The organism is Streptomyces sp. JH14, from assembly GCF_029428675.1.
Classification (GTDB): Bacteria; Actinomycetota; Actinomycetes; order Streptomycetales; family Streptomycetaceae; genus Streptomyces.
In genome coordinates, this window is sequence record NZ_JAJNEL010000001.1 from 4,694,382 (window position 1) to 4,714,013 (window position 19,632).

Annotated in this window: 17 protein-coding genes; 5 read left to right on the plus strand and 12 right to left on the minus strand. The window is 69.5% G+C overall.

The features are described from left to right. Nucleotides 1–30 precede the first annotated feature (30 nt). The 3 genes from LRD69_RS21360 to LRD69_RS21370 form a co-directional block, all read right to left on the minus strand. On the minus strand, nucleotides 31–744 hold the full coding sequence (locus tag LRD69_RS21360) for a PspA/IM30 family protein (protein ID WP_277328153.1): 714 nt from the start codon (nucleotides 742–744) through the stop codon (nucleotides 31–33). 79 nt (nucleotides 745–823) lie between these two features. Further along, on the minus strand, nucleotides 824–2,944 hold the full coding sequence (locus LRD69_RS21365) for a TPM domain-containing protein (RefSeq protein ID WP_277329826.1): 2,121 nt from the start codon (nucleotides 2,942–2,944) through the stop codon (nucleotides 824–826). A gap of 29 nt (nucleotides 2,945–2,973) precedes the next feature. Further along, the gene (locus LRD69_RS21370; protein ID WP_277328154.1) at nucleotides 2,974–3,387 is read right to left on the minus strand and encodes a hypothetical protein; all 414 of its coding nucleotides are present in this window, start codon (nucleotides 3,385–3,387) and stop codon (nucleotides 2,974–2,976) included. 257 nt (nucleotides 3,388–3,644) lie between these two features. Here LRD69_RS21370 and LRD69_RS21375 point away from each other — a divergent pair, with 257 nt between their 5' ends. Then, entirely contained in the window at nucleotides 3,645–4,646 is a 1,002-nt protein-coding gene (locus LRD69_RS21375) for a glycoside hydrolase family 18 protein (RefSeq protein WP_277329828.1), read from the plus strand. A gap of 21 nt (nucleotides 4,647–4,667) precedes the next feature. Here the strand turns inward: LRD69_RS21375 and LRD69_RS21380 are convergent, their stop codons facing one another. The 5 genes from LRD69_RS21380 to LRD69_RS21400 form a co-directional block, all read right to left on the minus strand. Then, nucleotides 4,668–6,194: a glucoamylase family protein gene (locus LRD69_RS21380; protein WP_277328155.1), complete on the minus strand. Its 1,527-nt coding sequence runs from the start codon at nucleotides 6,192–6,194 to the stop codon at nucleotides 4,668–4,670. Between the two features lie 249 nt (nucleotides 6,195–6,443). Continuing rightward, a complete protein-coding gene (locus LRD69_RS21385; RefSeq protein WP_277328156.1) occupies nucleotides 6,444–7,646 on the minus strand; it encodes a family 1 glycosylhydrolase in 1,203 nt (400 codons plus the stop codon). Nucleotides 7,647–7,727: 81 nt separating this feature from the next. Next, nucleotides 7,728–8,648, minus strand: coding sequence for a carbohydrate ABC transporter permease (locus LRD69_RS21390; RefSeq protein WP_277328157.1), 921 nt, complete (start codon nucleotides 8,646–8,648; stop codon nucleotides 7,728–7,730). Further along, nucleotides 8,645–9,637, minus strand: coding sequence for a sugar ABC transporter permease (locus LRD69_RS21395; RefSeq protein ID WP_277328158.1), 993 nt, complete (start codon nucleotides 9,635–9,637; stop codon nucleotides 8,645–8,647). Before LRD69_RS21395 ends, LRD69_RS21390 begins: the two co-directional genes overlap by 4 nt. A 5-nt stretch (nucleotides 9,638–9,642) precedes the next feature. Next, the gene (locus LRD69_RS21400; RefSeq protein WP_277328159.1) at nucleotides 9,643–10,887 is read right to left on the minus strand and encodes a sugar ABC transporter substrate-binding protein; all 1,245 of its coding nucleotides are present in this window, start codon (nucleotides 10,885–10,887) and stop codon (nucleotides 9,643–9,645) included. A 232-nt stretch (nucleotides 10,888–11,119) separates the two neighbouring features. Between LRD69_RS21400 and LRD69_RS21405 the strand changes: the two genes are divergently transcribed. Beyond that, entirely contained in the window at nucleotides 11,120–12,112 is a 993-nt protein-coding gene (locus LRD69_RS21405) for an acetylxylan esterase (RefSeq protein ID WP_277328160.1), read from the plus strand. Between the two features lie 111 nt (nucleotides 12,113–12,223). Here the strand turns inward: LRD69_RS21405 and LRD69_RS21410 are convergent, their stop codons facing one another. Next, nucleotides 12,224–13,294, minus strand: a complete 1,071-nt coding sequence (locus LRD69_RS21410) for a LacI family DNA-binding transcriptional regulator (protein WP_277328161.1) — start codon at nucleotides 13,292–13,294, stop codon at nucleotides 12,224–12,226. A gap of 147 nt (nucleotides 13,295–13,441) precedes the next feature. On the opposite strand from LRD69_RS21410, the gene LRD69_RS21415 reads away from it, so the two are divergent. The 3 genes from LRD69_RS21415 to LRD69_RS21425 all read left to right on the plus strand — a co-directional run bounded on the left by LRD69_RS21415 (nucleotide 13,442) and on the right by LRD69_RS21425 (nucleotide 16,019). Beyond that, a complete protein-coding gene (locus tag LRD69_RS21415; RefSeq protein WP_277328162.1) occupies nucleotides 13,442–13,900 on the plus strand; it encodes a MarR family transcriptional regulator in 459 nt (152 codons plus the stop codon). A 200-nt stretch (nucleotides 13,901–14,100) separates the two neighbouring features. Next, a complete protein-coding gene (locus tag LRD69_RS21420) occupies nucleotides 14,101–15,423 on the plus strand; it encodes an MFS transporter (RefSeq protein ID WP_277329829.1) in 1,323 nt (440 codons plus the stop codon). Between the two features lie 44 nt (nucleotides 15,424–15,467). Further along, nucleotides 15,468–16,019 carry an isochorismatase family protein gene (locus LRD69_RS21425; RefSeq protein ID WP_277328163.1) on the plus strand — a complete coding sequence of 184 codons (552 nt, stop codon included), beginning with the start codon at nucleotides 15,468–15,470 and terminating at the stop codon, nucleotides 16,017–16,019. A gap of 66 nt (nucleotides 16,020–16,085) precedes the next feature. Here the strand turns inward: LRD69_RS21425 and LRD69_RS21430 are convergent, their stop codons facing one another. From LRD69_RS21430 to LRD69_RS21440, 3 genes are read right to left on the minus strand one after another with little or no spacing between them, the layout of a single operon-like run. Beyond that, nucleotides 16,086–16,862: a succinate dehydrogenase/fumarate reductase iron-sulfur subunit gene (locus LRD69_RS21430; protein WP_277328164.1), complete on the minus strand. Its 777-nt coding sequence runs from the start codon at nucleotides 16,860–16,862 to the stop codon at nucleotides 16,086–16,088. Continuing rightward, a complete protein-coding gene (locus LRD69_RS21435) occupies nucleotides 16,859–18,775 on the minus strand; it encodes a fumarate reductase/succinate dehydrogenase flavoprotein subunit (RefSeq protein ID WP_277328165.1) in 1,917 nt (638 codons plus the stop codon). The genes LRD69_RS21430 and LRD69_RS21435 overlap by 4 nt, the downstream gene beginning before the upstream one ends. Beyond that, nucleotides 18,776–19,603, minus strand: a complete 828-nt coding sequence (locus LRD69_RS21440; RefSeq protein ID WP_277329830.1) for a hypothetical protein — start codon at nucleotides 19,601–19,603, stop codon at nucleotides 18,776–18,778. Nucleotides 19,604–19,632: the final 29 nt, after the last annotated feature.

Below are 19,632 nucleotides of genomic sequence, written 5' to 3' on the forward strand. Positions count from 1 at the left end.
CTCCGGATGCGGTGGTCACGGATGCGGTGGTCATGAGGCCGTTTTGAGGGCGGCGAGCCTGGCCTCGATCTCCGCGCTGTCGCCGAGACCGTCCAGTTGCTCGAACTGGGCGTCCAGGGACGACGCGGCGAGTTCCTGCTTGCCCATCGCCTTCGCCTCCTCCCGCCGCACTTTGTCCTCGAAGCGGCTGAGCTCACTGGTCGGATCGAGAACGTTGATGTTCTTGACGGCGTCCATCATCTGGTTCTGCGCCTGTGCGGACTTGGCGCGTGCGACCAGCTCGTCCCGTTTGGCCTTCAGCTCCGTCAGCTTCGACTTCATCTGGTCCAGGCCGGACTTGAGCTTGTCCACCACCTCCGTCTGCGAGGCGATCGTGGGCTCTGCGGTCTTCGCCTCCTTCTCCGACTGGAGCTGCCGCCCCAGCGCGACCTTGGCCAGGTTGTCGAACTTGTCGGCCTCCGGCGCCGACCCGGCGGCCCGCAACTCGTCCGCCTTGCGACTGGCGGCGAGTGCCTTGTCGCCCCACTCCTTGGCCGCGTCGGCATCCTCCTGATGGTCCTGCTCCATCAGCCGCAGATTGCCGATGGTCGCCGCCACCGCCTGCTCGGCCTCCGCGATGTTCGCGGTGTAGTCGCGGATCAGCTGGTCCAGCATCTTCTGCGGATCCTCCGCCTGATCCAGCAGCGCGTTGATATTGGCCTTCGCCAGCTGAGTGACGCGGCCGAGGATGGTCTGCTTGGTCATGGCACCTCTCCTTGGTGTGGACTGCGGGAACGCCGGTACGGACCCGATGAACGCTTCCGATGCATGCGCTGCCGAGGGCTCAGAAGCGGCCGCCGCCGCCCCGTCGGCCACGAGTGCCTCCGCCGCCGAAGCTGCCGGGGCCGCCGCCTCCGCCCCCGCCGAACCCGCCGCCGAAACCTCCCCCATACCCCCCGCCCCTGCCTCCGCCCAGGAGTCCGCCGAGGATGATTCCGCCGAGGACGGCGCCGCCGACCCCGCCGCCCCCTCCTTGTACACCGCCCGGACCGTTCCGGTTCCCGTATGCCTGCACATCCTGTTCGGCCAGGCTCTGCGCCTGCCCGGCCAGCGAGTCGGCCTGATGGACCTCCGCCAGCGCACCCTGCGGATCGTCCGCACCGGCCAGCTGCCCGGCCCGCTCCAGCCGCCGCTGGGCCTCCGCGAGCCGGGTCCGGGCCTGACTGCCCACCGCCCCCCGGTTCGTCGAGATGTAATCGGCGGCGGCTGCGATCGCCGAGCGTGTGGTGAGCACCGCCTGGTCGAGCAGGGACCGGGCCCGTCGATCGCCCTGCTCCCGCTCACGGGCCCCGGCCAACGCCTCGTCCAGCGCCGCATCGGCCTCCTGCACCCTGCGCAGCGCATCGATCGGGTCGTAGGGGCCGGCCTGCTGCTCCCTCTTCACCTCGCCCAGCACCGACCGGGCGCGGGCGATCCGGCCCCGAAGATCCGCGGTGGACACTCCCTCGGCGGTGCCTTCGAGCAGCCCGTCCGCATCGGCCAGATCGGTTTCCGTCTCGGTGAGTGCGGCCGGCAGTTCGGCCGCTGCCCGGGCGAGTTCGTGGGCACGCCGGTCCACGGCGTCGACGAGGGTGGTCGCCTGGTCGACCGCGCCCTCCGCGGCCCGTACGTACACCGCGGCCGACGCGTTGTTGCCCCCGTCCACGGCCTGCCGCGCCTGGTTGAGGCTGGACGTCGCGAAGACGAGACGGTCCTTCGCCTGCTCGATGTCGCCGGCGACGGAGGAGGAGGCCGATTCCGCGTAGCGGCTGCGCAGGGAGGCCAGGGACGTCTCGGCAGCCGACACCCGGCCGGCGAGCGCACGGAAAGCGGCCTCGGCCGTGGCGAGGGCCTGGGGAGCGTTGCGTTCCAGGGCGCGCAGCCGGTCGAAGTCCTCGGAGACGGCGTCGAGGCGGGCGTTGGCCTCCGTGCAGCGGGCGATGATCTCGTCCAGCATCCGACGACGTGTCGCATCGTTCTCGGGGAAGGCGTCGTCCAGCTGCTGACGCAACCGGAATGCGGCCATCAATTCGCCTTTCGCGAAGGTGACGGCCTCGGTGAACGGGGCGGCGGCCTCTTCCCCGAACTGCGCAGTGGCAAAACCGAGTTCTTCCTCGCTGGTGCGGACCGCGTCGTCGGTGCCCACCAGCGTCTGCTTGGCCCGGGCATCGAGCTCGGGCAGCGGAGTCGCCGGCTGGGGCGGCCCGCCAGACGGCGCGGCGCCCTGCCCCCAACCCGTCGCCCCGGGAGTGGTGCGGGTCGTGGCGCGCCTCTTCCGGCGGGCGTACGCATAGGCGGCTACGGCCCCCGCTCCGCCGACGAGGACCACGGGGAGCAGCAGGTCCCCGGTGCTCGTCCCACCGGAACCGCCTGTTCCGGGATCGGCCACGCCGGGAGTGACAGCGGGAGTCGGTACGGGCTTTCCGGCCACCACGGCGGCGTAGCCGTCGGCCGCGCCGATCGCGGCGCCCGCCCAGTCGTTCTGCCTGAGGGCGGGCTCGATCGCCGTGGTCGCCACGTCCTGCAGCTGGGCGTCGGTGAGACGGGAGCCCGGGTCGACGGTGTACGCGTACTGCCGGTCATGGGTGGCGACGGCGAGCAGCACGTCGTCGAGGCCGAGACCGTTCTTGTCGGCAGTGTCGTCGGCCCAGCTCTGTGCCGAACGGCCGGAGAAGTCATGTACATAGACGACGAAGAGCTGGATGCGCCGGTCGGTGTAGAGACGGTCGAGCGCGGCGGCCACCTGGCCCCGGCGGTCGCCGAGCGCCCCCACCTTGTCGGTGATCTGCCCGTCCCGGGACAGCGTGACGGGGTCGTCGGCGTGGGCGATCACCGCAGCGGGAAGGGCCAGCCAGCACACTGCCATCAGGACGGCGACGAGGGCGCGGCCCGGTATGGGAATCCGGGTACGGCTCACGAGCTGCATCACATGTGTGACGCTATGTGCACCCTCAGTCACCCGCGACCTGGCGATCCACCGGCGGAACTCCCTGGGTTCACGCGCTGCCGCCGGCGCCGCCGCGGCGGATCGACAACCCCGTCGTACAGGCGCATCCGCCACGACGCCTCCCGCCGCCACGGACAGCCGGGCGCGCGCGGATCGGGCAGGGTCCGGCGCAGCAGCTCCGCGTCGATCCGGGCGATCAGGCGCCCCGGCTCGGTCTGCAGCCGTGGCGGCAGTGCGGCCAGGATGTCGGCCGGCACGTCCCGGGCATGGGTCACGTCGTCGAGCGAGCAGCCGCGGCAGGGGCGGTCGGCGAGGCCGGGATACAGGGTGCGGCCGGGAAGCCGGAAGAAGGAGCGGCAGCGGCCCAGGGCCACGGCGGTGACCCCCGGGAAGATCTCGTACAGACCGCTCTCATGCTCCACGTGACGGATCGCTGCACTGGTGGAGGGGGAGAGCCGACGGATTCTGCCCGGCTCGCGCAGCCATCCGGGCGTTCTCTGCTGAGCGGCGCGCAGCGCGCCGGGCCGGTTACGCGGCATCGGCCTTTCGGCAGGAGGTCGTCCTGCCGGTCATACTGCCACGGCACGCCGAATATCAGGGGGTAGCGGAAGTGCGTACGCGTATGGAGGGCATGACGAGGGCTGTGCGGAACGGGGCGGCCCGGTTCCGCAGGACCGGGATGGGGCGGACCTGGCCGCGGCGGGTCGCGCTGGGCGTCGTCCTGGTGATCGTGGTCCCGCTGCTCACGGCCGGTGCCACCCTGCGGCTCAACTACTCGGGTGATCCGGGCACCGGAACCCGTACCCGCGGCCGGGATGCCATCTGGCTCGGACACGCCTGGGTCGACGGGCGCAGAAGCGACAAGGCTCTCGCCGCGTTTACCGACCGGATCAGGGGGACAGGGATCAAGGACCTGTACGTCCACGCGGGACCCCTGGAACACGACGGCACACTGCCCGCGAGCCGCTACCCGAAGGTGCGGTGGCTGATCGATGCCGTGCACCGCACCCTGCCCGGCATCCGGGTGCAGGCCTGGCTCGGGGACGTACTCGCGACCGAAGGGCCCGACGGGCTGCGCCTGGAGCGGGCCGCCACCCGCACCGAGGTGGTCGCCTCCGCGCGGCAGATCCTCGACGCCGGTTTCGACGGTGTCCACTTCGACCTCGAGCCGCTGCACTCCGGCGACCGTCACTACCTCTCGCTCCTCGACGACCTGCACGCCCTCACGAAGGCCCGCAGGGCTCCGCTCTCCGTCGCCGCGCACCAGATCGACCCGCTGCCTGCGGCACACAGGGTCGTGGGCGCGCTCAGCGGCAGCCCCAAGTGGTGGTCGCAGAAGTTCTTCGGGCAGGTGGCACAGCGCGTCGACCAGATAGCGGTGATGTCGTACGACACCTGGATGCCGCTTGAGGGGATGTACGGCGGCTACGTCGCCGAACAGACCGCGCTCGCCCTGGAGGTGACGCCCCCGGAGACCGATCTGCTGATGGGGCTGCCGTTCTTCCACGAGGACGACCTCGGACACCACGAGTCCGCGGAAACGGTCGCGGCCGCGGTCCGCGGCACCAGACTGGGTCTGGGGCGCACGGACCGCGGCCGGGAGCGGTTCGGAGTCGCGCTCTATGTCGACTTCGCGGCGCGGGAAGGCGACTGGGCGGCATACCGCGCGGGCTGGAACTGACGCGGTGCGCGGCGCCCGGCGTCAGATGGAGAACTGCTCCTTGGCGAGCAGCGGACGCACCTTCGACCGGAACCCGCCCGTCCGGAAAGGCTGCTGGAGCAGTCCGGGGCGGATCGCCTGGGCCAGCGCCGCGGCGATCATGCCCTGGTCGAGGGCGAGCAGGTAGTCGCTGACCCGTCCGGTACGGACATTGACGGAATCCCGGAAGCCGTACCCGTCGTGGTAGGCGCCGAAGTCACGGTCGAGCGCACGCAGGTTGGCGATCGCCTCGACCGGCGCGAACGGCAGGGCGAGGAAAGATGCGTGCGGGGTCACCACACCGTTGGTGAACGCGGACGCGGGCGGCAGGGGCGCGCCGTCCGTGGTGTACGTGCGGTCGGTGTTGGAGGCATAGCCGTCGACCTGCATGCCGATGGCGTCGACGCCGTACTCCTGGTACCCGCCCTCGGGAACGTTGGCGGGAGAGAAGCCCCAGTACCCGTACGCCGCTTCCTTCATGCCGTGTTCGATCTGGCTGCGGACGTAACGCTGATGGGTGAGGCCCCAGGACTGCGGCGACCACTCCGGCTCCGGCACGAACAGCGGCACCATCAGCGCCTCGAACATCGAACCGCCCCAGCTGGGTATGAGCCTGCGGCCGCGGTGCGTGTAGTGGCCCTGCCAGACGCGGATGCCGTCCATGACGACGTACGAGCCCTGCGGATGCTGTTCCTGCTCGTTCTCGGGAACCATCGTGCGCAGCAGGTGCCAGTAGTGGTCGGAGGGCAGTGAGCCGTCCGCGATGCCCAGATAACTGGCCATGCGGGGCTCGGTGTTGAGTGCGCCGTAGTGATGTCCGGTGGGCTCCTCGGTGTCGGGCCAGAAACCGCCCCGCAGCTGACCGGGGCCGGCGACCGGGTCGGACGGGTCGTACGGCGTGTAGTAGTACGACCAGTCGGCGGTCGCCAGGATGCGGGCGATGCGCGGCCGCAGCGCGGGCGAGGCGTCGGTGGCGATGCGCAGGCCGGTGATCAGCCAGGCGTTGTCGACGGAGGAGAGGAACGGCCGGACCGGGTCCCCGGTGCCGGGCCACTCGGTCAGTACCGAACCGTCGTGCGCGTCATACCAGTTGAGCCAGAAACCGTGGTGGCGCTCCAGCTTCTCCACAGTCCGGACGGTGCGCTCCAGCCTGCGGTGCATCGTGGCATCGCTGATCACTCCGAGCCCGGCGGCGGCGACGGTCGACCAGAGACCGCAGCCGATATTGGTGGGCGATGTCTGACGGGACTGGACCGGGCCACCGGAGCCGCTGACATCGATCTTGTCCGTGGCCAGACCGAGGTCGGTCGTCATTGCCTCGATCGAGTGATACGTATCGCGGAACCAGCGCAGCAGCAGCGGTGTATCAAGGGCATGAACAGATTGCGCGGTATGCGCGGATCGAACGGCACGAGCGGCCGGCGCGGATGGCGCGGACGGCACGGCGCTCGCGGAGGACGCGGACACGGCTCCCAGGGACAGGGCGGCAGCCCCGGTCCCGGCGGCGGTGACGAATGTGCGACGGTCCATGAAGGTCCAGCTCCCGTTGGCAGAAGGGCGATGGGGGGATTTCGTGGCGTGCTCGATGCGGCGGCGGAGACGGGGCCGCGGGTATGGCTGCGCAGATGGCGCCGTTTTCGGGTATGGCCGTCGGCGCGGCCGAAGCCGTGGGGCTTCGGCCGCGCTGAACGGAGCAGCACAGGGACCGGCGGATGTCAGGTTCCGTCGGCTCCCGTACCGAAGGGGGCCGTCAGGTGGCCCCCGGTCTGTGAGTCGCCGTCAGCCGGCGATGCGCGGCAGGGTACGGGTGCGGCCCATCTCGCCCAGCCAGACGGCGGACGGCTTCGGCAGCCGCTCGAAGGTCTCCGGGTCCCAGCCGATCAGGCCGAAGGTGGGCTTGTAGGAGCCCCACTCGTAGTTGTCGAGGGCGCTCCAGGCCAGGTAGCCCTGGATGTTGAGGCCGTCCTGCAGCGCGGAGGCGACCTCGTTCAGGGCCCCGGTGTAGTAGTCGATACGACGGCTGTCGTCATCGGTCGCGATGCCGTTCTCGGTCACGATCAGCGGTATGTCGCCGCCGACGACCTCGGCGGTGTGACGCAGCGCGTAGCCCACCGCGGAGGGGTAGTACTCCCACTGCGTGAGGGTGCGCTCGGCGCCCTCGGCCGTCGGGATCGGGCCGTCGGTGCCGATCCTGGTACGGGTGTAGGACTGGACGCCGATCCAGTCGTCTCCGCGGGCGGCCTCGATGAAGATGTCCTCGCGCGGGTGGCGGTACGCGGCCGTCACGTCCTCGGCGCCGGGGAGGGCCTGGTAGACCTGGTTGGCGATGGTCCAGCCGACCTGGATGTCGGCGTTGATCCCCTTGACCTCCTTGACGGCCGCGTGGTGGGCGGCGATGACGGCCTGGGTGGTCTCGTCGTCCGGGGTCGGCAGGCCCGCCGGCGGGAAGCTGTTGTCGCCACGCCTGGCCTGGCCGGCCATCACGGCGATCATGTTGGGCTCGTTGATGGTGCAGACATGGCTGACGTCCTGGCCGATCACCGGTGCACAGGCGGCGACGTAGCGGGCGAAGAGCTCGGTGGCGCCCTCGGCGGTCCAGCCGCCGCGCGCCTCGAACCACTGCGGCACGGTGAAGTGGTGCAGCGTGATCATCGGGCGCAGGCCGCGCGAGACGGCGCCTTCGACCATGCGGCGGTAGTGGGCGAGCTCGGCCCGGGAGAACTGGCCCTCGGCCGGCTCGATGCGTGCCCACTCGATGGAGAACCGGTAGTCGGTGAAGCCCAGTCCGGCCAGCACGTCCATGTCCTCGTGCCAGCGGTGGTAGCTGTCGCAGGCATCCAGGCTGGGCTCCTGGATGTGGGTGCCCGCGGCGTGTTCCTTGACCCACCAGTCGCTGTTGGTGTTGTTGCCCTCGATCTGGTGGGCGGCCGTGGAGGCACCCCACAGGAAGCCTTCGGGGAACGGAACCTGGGTGTGAGTCATCGCAAAATGTCTTTCTGGTGCGTGAAGGGGTGTGGCCGGCGGGAGTGTGGGGTGCGGCCTCGTGCGAGTCGGTGGGGCGGGCTACTTCATGCCCGCCGTGGCGATGCCCTGGGTGAAGTGGCGCTGCAGTGCGATGAACAGGATCAGCACGGGCAGCACGACGAGGAACGCGCCGGCCATCAGCATGCCGTTGGAGCCACCGGCCTTGTTGGGGTCCGTGGCGAACGTCGCGAGCGCGACCGGCAGGGTGTACTTGTCCGGGTCGTTGGTCGCGATCAGCGGCCAGACGAAGTTGTTCCAGGAGCCGAGGAAGGCGAAGATCGAGAGCGTTGCGAGGGCGGGCTTCACCAGTGGCATCACGATCCGCCAGAAGATGTACCACTCGCCGGCGCCGTCCATCCGGGCCGCTTCCAGCAACTCGTCCGGGATCGACTGCATGAACTGCCGCATCAGGAAGACACCGAAGGCTCCCGCGGCGAAGGGCAGTACGAGGCCTGCGTAGCTGTCGATCAGCTGGAGCTTGCTCATCAGCACGAAGAGCGGCAGCAGCATCAGGTTGCCGGGAACCATCAGGGCACCGAGGACCAGCCCGAAGATCTTGTTGCGTCCGACGAAGTTCAGCTTGGCCAGGGCGTAGCCGAGCATCGAGCAGAACACCAGGTTCGAGACGGTGACCAGCACCGCCACGATGACGGAGTTCATGAAGTACAGCGGCAGGTCGAGCTTGTCGAGCAGGTCCCGGAAGTTGTCCAGGGTCCACTCGGTGGGGATCCATACGGGTGGGCTGGCCGACAGTTCGCTCGACGTCTTGAAGGCCGAGAGAGCCATCCAGAGGAACGGGGCGGCCATGATCAGCAGTCCGGCCGTGAGAAGGACGTAGGTCAGCAGCCGCTTGGGGTTCCGGGTCGTTGTCACGCCCGGGGTCCTCCTCACGCCCAGGGGACCGATCGGCTCCTTCGAGGGCGCCGTCGGGACGGCGCCGGGTGCACGGGTGGCGCTCATTTCGTGTTGTCCTTCAGCAGTCGGAGCTGGAGCACAGTGATGCCCATGATCACTACGAAGAGGACATACGCCATGGCGCTCGCATAGCCCATGTGGAAGAAGTTGAAGCCCTCGCGGTACATGTTCAGCGAGACGGTGAGGGTGGAGTCCGAGGGCCCGCCCTGTGTCATCACGAACGGTTCCTCGAAGACGTTGAGGTAGCCGATGGTGGTGATCACGGTGGCGTAGAGCAGCGTGGGCCGCAGCAGGGGCACGGTGATCCTGCGGAACTCGTGCCAGACACCGGCACCGTCGAGCTTCGCGGCTTCCCGTACCTCGGTGGGTATGGCCTGCAGACCCGCGATGAAGAGAACCATGACCGTGCCGAGGTTGCGCCAGACCGCCATGGCGATCATCGACGGCATGGCCAGAGTTTCGGAGCCGAGGAAGTCCGGCGGAGTGAGGCCCACTTCGGTGAAGAGCCCCGCGATCAGTCCGTCGCTCGGGTCCAGGACGAACCGCCAGACCACGGCAACTGCGACGATCGTGGTGACCACGGGGGCGTAGAAGCCGACCCGGAAGAAGGTCCGGGCCCGATCGATGCCGTTGTTCAGCAGTACCGCGACGACCAGTCCGAGGAAGATCGTCAGGGGGACGCCGATGACCACGAAATAGGCTGTGTTGAAGAGGGACTTGAGGAACTTCTCGTCGCCGAACAGATCGACGTAGTTCTCGAAGCCGATGAAATTCGCGTCCAGCGGACGCGTGACATTGCGCAGTCCGAAGTCGGTGAAGCTCATCAGCAGGGTGGCAAGGATCGGGAACGCCATGAAGACGGTGAAGAGGACGAGGAAGGGGGTGGAGAACAGCCAGCCTGCTGTGTTCTGCACACCCATCGAAGCCCTCTTGCGACCTGGGCGCCCCTGGGGCCCGGCGGCCGGGGACTGTGAGGTCCCCGACCCGGCCTGCACCGTGGCCGGCTGTGCGGCCTTTCCGGTCGTGGTGCTCATGGCTCCTACTTCACGAGGCCTTCGATCTCGGACTGCGCTGTCTTCAGCGCGTCCTCGGCGGAAGCCTTGCCCTGGGTGACCTTCGCGATGGCCTGGTCGACCTTGTCGGTGATCTCGGTCAGCTTGGCGAGCGAGGGCGCGGCCTTGGCGGTGTCCATCTGCTTCTTGAAGACCTGGAGGTCGGCGTCATCGGCCAGCGCTCCGGAGGTCCAGGCCGCGGTGTTGGCCGGCAGGTCCTTGGTGCGCTCGTACCAGTCCGCCTGGCCCTTGGCGTCGGTCAGGTACTTGATGAACTCGGTGGCAGCGGCCTTGTGCTCACTGTCCTTGGAGATCACCAGGGAGGAGCCGCCGGCCATGGAGACGGAGGACTTGTCGGCGGGGACGTTCGCCACCGCCCACTTGCCCTTGATCTGCGGCTGGCCCTCGTTCAGCAGAGTGACGTGCCAGGGACCGCCGAAGAACATCGGGACGCGGCCGTTGCCGAAGTCCTTCACCACGTCGTAGCCGGGCGCCACGGACTTGTTGGACAGGCCCTTGTCGAAGTACGAGCCGTACTCCTTGAGCGCCTTGACGGCCTCGGGGCTGTCGACGACTGCTTCGCCCTTGTCGTTGAGGATCTCGCCGCCGGCCGAGTACAGGAAGGAGTAGAAGTTCTGCACGGTGTCCAGGCCGCTGGGCTGGATGGACAGGCCCCACTTGGTACCGGCCTTCTTCTGGTACGCGGTGGCGAGGTCCTGCAGTTCCTTCCAGTTGGTCGGAGCCTTGTCGACACCGGCCTTCTCGGCCAGGTCGGTGCGGTAGTAGAGGACGCGGGTGTCGACGTACCACGGCACGCCGTAGGCGGTGCCGTCCACCTCGCCCTGGTTCCATCCGGACGGGAAGAAGTCCGTCTTGTCGAAGGTCTTGGTGTCCACCGATTCCAGGACGCCCAGATCGGCGAACTCGCCCATGTAACTGCCGCCCATCTGGGCCACGTCCGGCATGGTGCCGGCGGCGGCCGCGGAGACCAGCTTCTGGTGGGCGACGTCCCAGCCGACCGGGGTCACCTTGACGGTGATGTTCGGGTGCGACTTCTCGTAGACCTTCGCCACATCCGTGAGCTTCTCGCCCTCGGCCCCCATGGCCCAGACGGTGAGCGTCTGCTTCTTGTCCGCGGCGACCTCGCCGCCACCGGAGCTGCCGCATGCGGTGATGCCGAAGGCGAGGGCGACTGCGATACCGGCCGAGGCGGTTCTGGCGGTGCGGGACATGGAGGGCTCCTCCTTGAGCAATCCGAATGTATGCGCTGCCTGTAAGCGCATACATCACTCTGCGACACGCCTTCGGAGATGCGCAAGGGGGTGCTAGGTCACACTCGCGCAACGTGCTCGGCATCTGAATGTTCGATTCCGAACGGTAAATGGGATGTTTGTGAAATACGAAACCAATGATCCATTTCGCGGATATCCGGACCGAGAAGGCGGGGGCGATATTGTCGTGACCATGTCTTCGCTGGTGCATGACTTCCCATTCGATCCGTCGTACGGGTACACGCTGGACGACCTTCTGGGTGTCCCCGCCCCCGCTGCCCCGGGCGATTTCGCGGCCTTCTGGCGAGCACGTCACGACGAGGCCCGCACAGTGGACCCGGAACCGGAGATCGGTCCGCTGGAGGAGGAGCGCGACGGGCTGCGGATCCATGGTGTGAGCTTCACCTCCGTGGGCGGGATCCGGCTCGGCGGCTGGCTCGCCCTGCCCGCCGCGGGGGCCGTCGAGCACGGCTTCGTGATCGGCCACGGATACGGGGGTCGGCAGGAGCCGGGGCCCGATCTTCCGCTGCCTCTGCCCCGGTCCGCCGCGATCCTGCCCTGCGTGCGCGGCATGGGCAGCCGCGGTCTGCAGCCGGCGATCCCCGAGGGGGCCGACGCGCATGTCCGCCACGGCATCGAGTCGCGCGACACCTATGTCATCGGGGACTGCGTGGCCGACCTGTGGTGTGCGGCATCGGCGCTGCACGCACTCGTTCCGGGGCTGGTTCCCGAAGGCACCGCGGGGGTTCCCCGGCTCGGCTATCTCGGGGAGAGCTTCGGCGGCGGGCTCGGTGCGCTGGCCCTGCCGTGGGACGACCGGTTCGGCGCCGCGCAGCTGACGGTGCCCACGTTCGGCAACCATCCGTTGAGGCTCACGCTGCGGTGCGCCGGCAGCGGCGAGTCGGTGCGCGCGTATCACCGTGAGCATCCCGAAGTCATCGAAGTGCTGCGGTACTTCGACGCGGCGACGGCCGCCGCGCATCTGAAGCTGCCGACGCTGGTGGCGGCGGCGCTGTTCGATCCCTCGGTGCCGCCGCCCGGCCAGTTCGCCGTACACAATGCGCTCGCAGGACCGCGTGAACTGCAGGTGCTGCGTGCGGGGCATTTCGAGTACGAGGGGCTCGCCGGGGCGGCGGAGGAGTTGCGGAGGAACCGGGAACGGTTCTTCGCGGCGTATCCGGGCTGACGCCTTCCTTCGGAGCATGCCGGGATCGCCGCGAGGAGTGGCGCGGTGGGCGGGTTGCCCTCGCGGGCCGTACGGCTGGGCCTTGCGGTTCGTCCCGAGTGGCGGCCGGGGTCAGCCGCAGCCGCAGCTGGCCCGGCGGGCCAGGGACACCGGGAGCATCAGGGACACCGGCTCGCGTTCCCGGTCGCCCAGGCGCTGCACGAGCAGTTCCACCGCCTGCTCGCCGAGCTGCCGGATCGGCTGTCGTACGGTCGTCAGCGACGGCCGGACGATCCGGCTCAGCGGGATCCCGTCGAACCCGGTCACGGCGAGTTCCTCGGGCACCCGCACCCCGCGCCGTTCCAGAGCGCGCAGTGCGCCCACCGCCATCTGGTCGTTGGCGAACAGCATGGCCTGGGGGCGTTCCGCGTCGCTCAGGCCCGCGTACCGGTCGAGCAGGGATTCCGCGGTCCGGGCGCCCTCGGCCTGCGTCATCATCTCGGCCCGCAGGTCCGGCGCGTCCGGCACCGGGAGTCCGGCGTCGCGGCAGGCCTCCTGGAAGCCGCGGAACCGCGCCTCGGCGTCCGGTGACGCCACCTCGCCCCCGATGAAGGCCAGTCTGCGCAGTCCGTGGTCCTCGATCAGGTGGCGGGCCAGTTCGCGTTCGCCGTCGGCGTTGGCCACGACGATGTGGTCGAGGTGATCGATCTCGCGCGGCCCGGCGAGCATTACCACCGGCAGTCGGCGGGAGATCACCTCGAGGTCCTCGGTCGGCACGGTCTGCGCCAGGACCGCGAATCCGTCGACCCGGCCCGCCACCTTCGCGACGAGGCTCTCGGGTCCGCCCTCCAGCGACGCGGCGATCAGCAGCGCGTACCCGTGGCGCCGCGCCGCCCGCTCCATGCCGCGGATGATCTGGTCGGAGTAGAGCATCACCGCGTCGTCGGCGTCGCTGTCCGCCTCCGCGTCGGCCTCGGCGTCCGGGTCGGCGTAGTCGGGGAAGCAGAGCCCGAGCACTCCGGTCGTCCGGCTGGCCAGGCCCCGTGCGTTCCCGCTGGGTACGTACCCGAGCTCCCGGGCCGCATCGAGGACCCGCTCGCGGGTCTGGGTGCGCACGGAGTCGGGGTTGCGGTAGACCCGCGAGACCGTCGCAATCGAGACGCCCGACCGCTCGGCGACGTCGTACACCGTTGGGGCACTCACCCGAACCGACCGTCCGCTTCTTCTTCCGCACCTGCACATGTTGAAAGCGCATTCACCCTAGATCGCGTGCTGTGCCACGAGCAAGGTCGCCATGAAAATAGACAGGTAACCTTGCAAGATTGCCTGTGCATCTTTTACGATGGCGGCATGCGGGAACCATCGTCCGAAGCCACACCCACCGAGCCGAGCGCCGAGCAGGTCGCGACGCAGCTGGCGTCCGTCGTCAATCGGCTGCTGCGCCGGCTGCGCACCACCTCGGCGGACAGCCTGCTCACCCCGACCCAGCGCTCGGTGCTCGCCCGTCTCGACGGGGAGGGCCCGGCCACCACGGCCGCGCTGGCCCGTGCCGAGTACGTACGGCCTCAGTCCATGCGGCTGACCCTCGGGGTGTTGGAGAGCCAGGGGCTCGTCGAGCGGGCGCCGGATCCCGCCGACGGCCGGAAGTCGGTCATGTCGATCACGGAGGTCGGCCGGACCACGCTCGGCGCGGTCAGAGCCGCCAAGCACAACTGGCTCGCCGAGGCGATCGCCGCCGAGCTCGACGGGGCCGAGCGCCGTACCGTCGCCGAGGCCACGGCTCTCCTCGACCGCCTGGTCGGGAAGTGACCGCCCCGGAACCGATACCGGCGGCGAATGTGGTGAAAGTGAACGTGAAGGCGACGAGTGACCGGCCTGCACCGGAAGCGACCACGGTCGCCACCCCCACCGGCCTCGGCCTCCTCCCGGTCACCGCGACCACGGTCCCCGGTCGCCCCTCGGCCGGCGTCACCCCCGGCCCCGGTTTCAGTGGGCGCCTCACCGCGCCGCTGCTCCTCGGATCCCTGCTCAATCCGCTCAACACCACCATGATCTCCACGGCGCTGGTGGCGATCGGGCACCAATTCGGCATCGGCGCCGCCCACACCGCCTGGCTCATCTCGGTCCTCTACCTGGCCAGCGCCGTCGCCCAGCCCGTACTGGGCAAGCTCGCCGACGCCCTCGGCCCCCGCCGCGTCTTCGTCGCAGGTCTGCTCGTCGTGCTCGCGTCCGGACTCGTCGGTGTGTTCGCGCCGAATTTCGGCTGGCTGATCGCCTCCCGGCTGCTGCTGGGTATCGGTACGTCGGCCGCCTACCCGGCCGCCATGTCGGTCCTGCGCGACGAGTCCCGGCGGGTCGGCCGCGTCACCCCGCGCCCCGTCCTGGCCCGGCTCTCCTTCGCCGCGCTCGGCAGCGCCGCCGTCGGGCCCACGCTCGGCGGGCTGCTCGTCATGGTCGTCGGCTGGCGAGGAATCTTCGCCGTCAACGTGCCCGTCGCCCTAGTCGCGCTCGGCGCCGCGCTGTTCTGGATCCCGGCGGATCCGGAACGCACGCGCGACGCCGGCGGCGGTGTGCCCCGGCTCGACCTGGACCCGCTCGGCATCGGCCTCTTCTCCGCCGCCCTGACCGTGCTGGTCTTCTTCCTGCTCGATCTCTCCCATCCGCTGTGGTGGCTGCTCGCCCCCTTCGCCGTGCTGATCGCCGTGCTGGTGTGGTGGCAACTGCGTCGCCCGCAGCCCTTCATCGACCTGCGGATGATCGCGGGCAACGCCGCACTCGCCCGTACGTATCTGCGCCACGGACTGAGCTATCTGCTGATCTACTGCGTGATGTACGGATTCACGCAGTGGCTGGAAGAGGCGCGTGGCTACTCGTCCGGGTACACCGGACTGCTGATGCTGCCGATGTCGGTCGCTGCCCTGGTCTGTTCGCTGCTCGGCGCGCGCACGAAGGGCATCCGCGGCCCGCTCACACTGGCCTGCGTGCTGCTCACCGTCGGGGCCGCGGTGCTGATGTTCCTCTCCGGTTCCACGCCGGTCGCCGTGCTGCTGCTCGCCGGAGCCTGCTTCGGCATCCCGCAGGGGCTGATCGGTACCAGCAACCAGGCCGCCGTCCAGGCGTACGCGCCCCCCGAGAGCATCGGTTCCGCCGCCGGACTCCAGCGCACCGCCCAGTACATCGGGGCCATCACCGCGTCCAGCCTGATCGCGCTCGCCTACGGCCAGTCGGCGAGTGTCGGCGGGCTCCATCTCATGGCAGCGGTCTCTGCCGTGCTCGGCCTGCTGCTGATCATCCTGACCGTCACCGACCGCGCCCTGCGCACCCATTCCTGACCACTCCAGGCAAGCACCGTCCATCCCCCAAGAGGAGCGCCACCGTGACCGCCACCACTCTCGATCCGAAGACCGCCCTGGTCGTCGTCGATCTGCAGAAGGGCATCGTCGACCTCCCCACCATTCACCCCTCCGCCGACATCGTCGCGAAGTCCGCGGCCCTCGCCGACGCGTTCCGCGCCAAGGGCCTCCCGGTCGTTCTGGTCCGTGTCACCGGCGGCGCCCCCGGCCGCACCGAGGGCGCCCAGCGCTCCGGTCAGCCGGCCGCCGACTGGGCGGACATCGCCCCCGAACTCGGCCCGCGTGACGGCGACATCGTGGTCACCAAGCAGCAGTGGGGCGCCTTCTACGGCACCGACCTCGACCTCCAGCTGCGCCGCCGCGGCGTCACTCAGGTCGTGGTGACGGGCATCGCCACCAGCATCGGCGTGGAGTCCACCGCGCGGTCCGCACACGAGCACGGCTACCACGTCACCGTCGTCACGGACGCGGTCACCGACATGGACGGCGGCGCCCACGCCAACAGCGTCGAGAAGATCTTCCCGCGGCTCGGCGAGACGGACACCACCGAGGCGATCGTCAAGCTGCTTGGCTGAGCCCTGTCGAGAACGTCCCGTTCGGGCCGAGCCCCATCGGTCCGATGGGGCTCGGCCCGAACCCGGTCACGGAGCGTCCCGGCGTCGGCCGATCTTGTTGCCCAGCCACACCAGCGGGTCGTACTTGCGGTCCACCGCCCGCTCCTTCAGCGGGATCAGCGCATTGTCCGTGATCTTGATGTGCTCGGGGCACACCTCGGTGCAACACTTCGTGATGTTGCAGTAGCCCAGCCCGTGCTCCTCCTGCGCCGTCGCCTTCCGGTCGAGTCCCGACTCGGCGGCGGCGTCCAGGGGGTGCATGTCCAGCTCGGCGACCCGCATCAGGAAGCGCGGTCCGGCGAACGCCTTCTTGTTCTCCTCGTGGTCGCGGACCACATGGCAGGTGTCCTGGCACAGGAAGCACTCGATGCACTTGCGGAACTCCTGCGAGCGGTCCACATCGACCTGCTGCATCCGGTAGTCGCCCGCCTTCACCCCTTCCGGCGGCACGAAGGCGGGCACCTCCCGCGCCTTGGTGTAGTTGAACGTCACGTCCGTCACCAGATCACGGACCACCGGGAACGCCCGCAACGGAGTGACGGTGATCGTCTCGTCCCGGTCGAACACCGACATGCGGGTCATGCACATCAGCCGTGGGCGCCCGTTGATCTCCGCGCTGCACGAACCGCACTTGCCCGCCTTGCAGTTCCAGCGCACCGCCAGATCGCCCGCCTGGGTGGCCTGGATCCGGTGGATGATGTCGAGGACGACCTCGCCGTCGTTCACTTCGACCGTGAAGTCCTCCAGACCGCCGCCTTCGGTGTCGCCGCGCCACACCCTGAACCGTGCGTCGTAGCTGCTCATTCGTACAGCTCCTCTTCGGCGAGGTACTTGACCAGCTCCTCCTTCTCGAAGAGGGCGAGCAGATCCGGACGGATGGGTTCGGTCGTCCTGCGTACGAGTTCGATGCTGCGGTCGTCCTGCGCCGTGGCGCCGCCGTCGGCCAGCCGGCACAGCAGATTGGCCGGCCGCCAGGAGCGCTCCATCGTGGGGCAGTCCTCGCGGGTGTGCCCGCCGCGGCTCTCCGTGCGCTCCAGCGCCGCGCGGGCGATGCACTCGCTGACCAGCAGCATGTTCCGCAGGTCCAGCGAGAGGTGCCAGCCGGGGTTGAACTGCCGGTGCCCCTCGACCCCGGCGCGGCGCGCCCGTCCCCGCAGCGCGGCCAGCTTCTCCAGGGCCTGCTCCATCTCGGGTGCCCGCCGGATGATGCCGACCAGGTCGTTCATGGTCTGCTGGAGTTCCTGGTGGAGGGTGTACGGGTTCTCGGCCGCCGCCCCGTCCTCCGGACCCTCCGCGCTGAACGGACGCAGTGCCTCCGCAGCCGCCTCGTCGATCTGCCCGTCGTCCACCTCGGGGACGGCGGACAGCCCGGTCGCGTACTCGGCGGCGTGCAGCCCGGCCCGCCGGCCGAAGACCAGCAGGTCGGAGAGGGAGTTCCCGCCGAGCCGGTTGGAGCCGTGCATGCCGCCCGCGACCTCGCCCGCGGCGAACAGTCCGGGCACGCCGACGGCCGCCGCGCTGTCCGAGTCGACGGCGATGCCGCCCATCACGTAGTGGCAGGTCGGGCCGACCTCCATCGCCTCCGCGGTGATGTCGACATCCGCCAGCTCCTTGAACTGGTGGTACATCGAGGGCAGCCGCCGCCGGATCCGCTCTGCGGGCATCCGGGTCGAGACATCCAGGAACACCCCGCCGTGCGGCGAGCCGCGACCCGCCTTCACCTCGGAGTTGATCGCGCGGGCGACCTCGTCGCGCGGCAGCAGTTCGGGCGGGCGGCGGTTGTGGTCCGGGTCCTCGTACCAGCGGTCGCCCTCCTCCTCCGACTGCGCGTACTTCTCCTTGAACACATCAGGGATGTAGTCGAACATGAACCGCTTGCCGTCGGAGTTGCGCAGCACCCCGCCGTCGCCGCGCACCGACTCGGTGACGAGGATCCCCTTCACCGACGGGGGCCAGACCATGCCGGTCGGGTGGAACTGCACGAACTCCATGTTCAGCAGGGGCGCGCCCGCCAGCAGCGCGAGGGCGTGGCCGTCGCCGGTGTACTCCCAGGAGTTCGACGTCACCTTGAAGGACTTGCCGATGCCGCCGGTCGCCAGGACGACCGCGGGGGCTTCGAGGACGAAGAAGCGGCCGGACTCCCGCTCGTAGCAGAAGGTCCCGCTGACCCGGGCACCGTCCTTCAGGACGCGGGTGACGGTGCACTCCTGGAAGACCTTCAGCCGGGCTTCGTAGTCGCCGTGCTCGCGGTAGTCCTCCTGCTGCAGCTGGACGATCTTCTGCTGGAGGGTGCGGATCAGTTCGAGGCCGGTACGGTCCCCGACGTGTGCGAGCCGCGGGTACTCATGGCCGCCGAAGTTGCGCTGGGAGATCTTTCCGTCCGGCGTCCGGTCGAAGAGCGCACCCCAGGTCTCCAGCTCCCAGACCCGGTCCGGTGCCTCCTTGGCGTGCAGCTCCGCCATGCGCCACTGGTTGAGGAACTTCCCGCCGCGCATGGTGTCGCGGAAGTGCACCTGCCAGTTGTCCCCGGAGTTCACATTGCCCATGGAGGCGGCGATTCCGCCCTCTGCCATGACGGTGTGCGCCTTGCCGAAGAGCGATTTGCAGATCACTGCGGTACGGGCCCCGCGCTCCCGTGCCTCGATGGCGGCGCGCAGCCCGGCGCCTCCGGCACCGACCACGACGACGTCCCACTGCTGCCGTTCGAGCTCTGTCATTCAGAAAAACCTCGGATCGTCGAAGGCGCCGGAGGCGACGAGATACACGTAGAAGTCGGCGAGCGCCACGCTGATCAGGGAGGCCCAGGCAAGCAGCATGTGCCGGGCGTTGAGCCGGCCCACCCAGCCCCACAGCCGGTAGCGCACGGGGTGCTTGGAGAAGTGCCGCAGCCGGCCGCCGATGATGTGCCGGCAGGAGTGGCAGGACAGGGTGTACGCCCAGATCAGCGTGATGTTGACCAGGAAGATCACGGAGCCGAGACCCATGTGGCCCCAGGCATAGTGCTCGTCGCGGAAGGAGAGCACGGTGTCGTACGTGAGGATCCCGGCGACCGGCACCGCAGCGTAGAAGAAGTACCGGTGGATGTTCTGCATGATCAGCGGGAAGCGGGTCTCGCCGGTGTACGTGGTGTGCGGCTCGGCGACCGCGCAGGCCGGGGGCGAGGCCCAGAAGCCCCGGTAGTAGGCCTTGCGGTAGTAGTAGCAGGTCAGCCGGAAGCCGAGCGGGAAGATCAGGATCAGCAGGGCGGGGGAGAGGCCCCACCAGCTGCCGAAGAGATCCCAGTTCGGGCCGTGCCGCATGGGGGCGCAGTTCTCCGCCAGGCAGGGCGAGTAGAACGGCGACACATAGGGGGCGGCGTAGTAGTCCGCGTTCGAGAAGGCCCGCCAGGTCGAGTAGACGATGAAGGCCAGAAGGCCGCCCGCGGTCGCGGCGGGCGCCAGCCACCAGCGGTCGGTGCGCAGATGGCGGGCGGCGATGGCGGCCCGCGAGGCGTCGTGCACACCGGACGGCCGGGCGCGGGCGCCGGGCCGGGCCGTCCTCTTCAGTTGTGGTGGTTCCGTACCTGGTTCCGTTC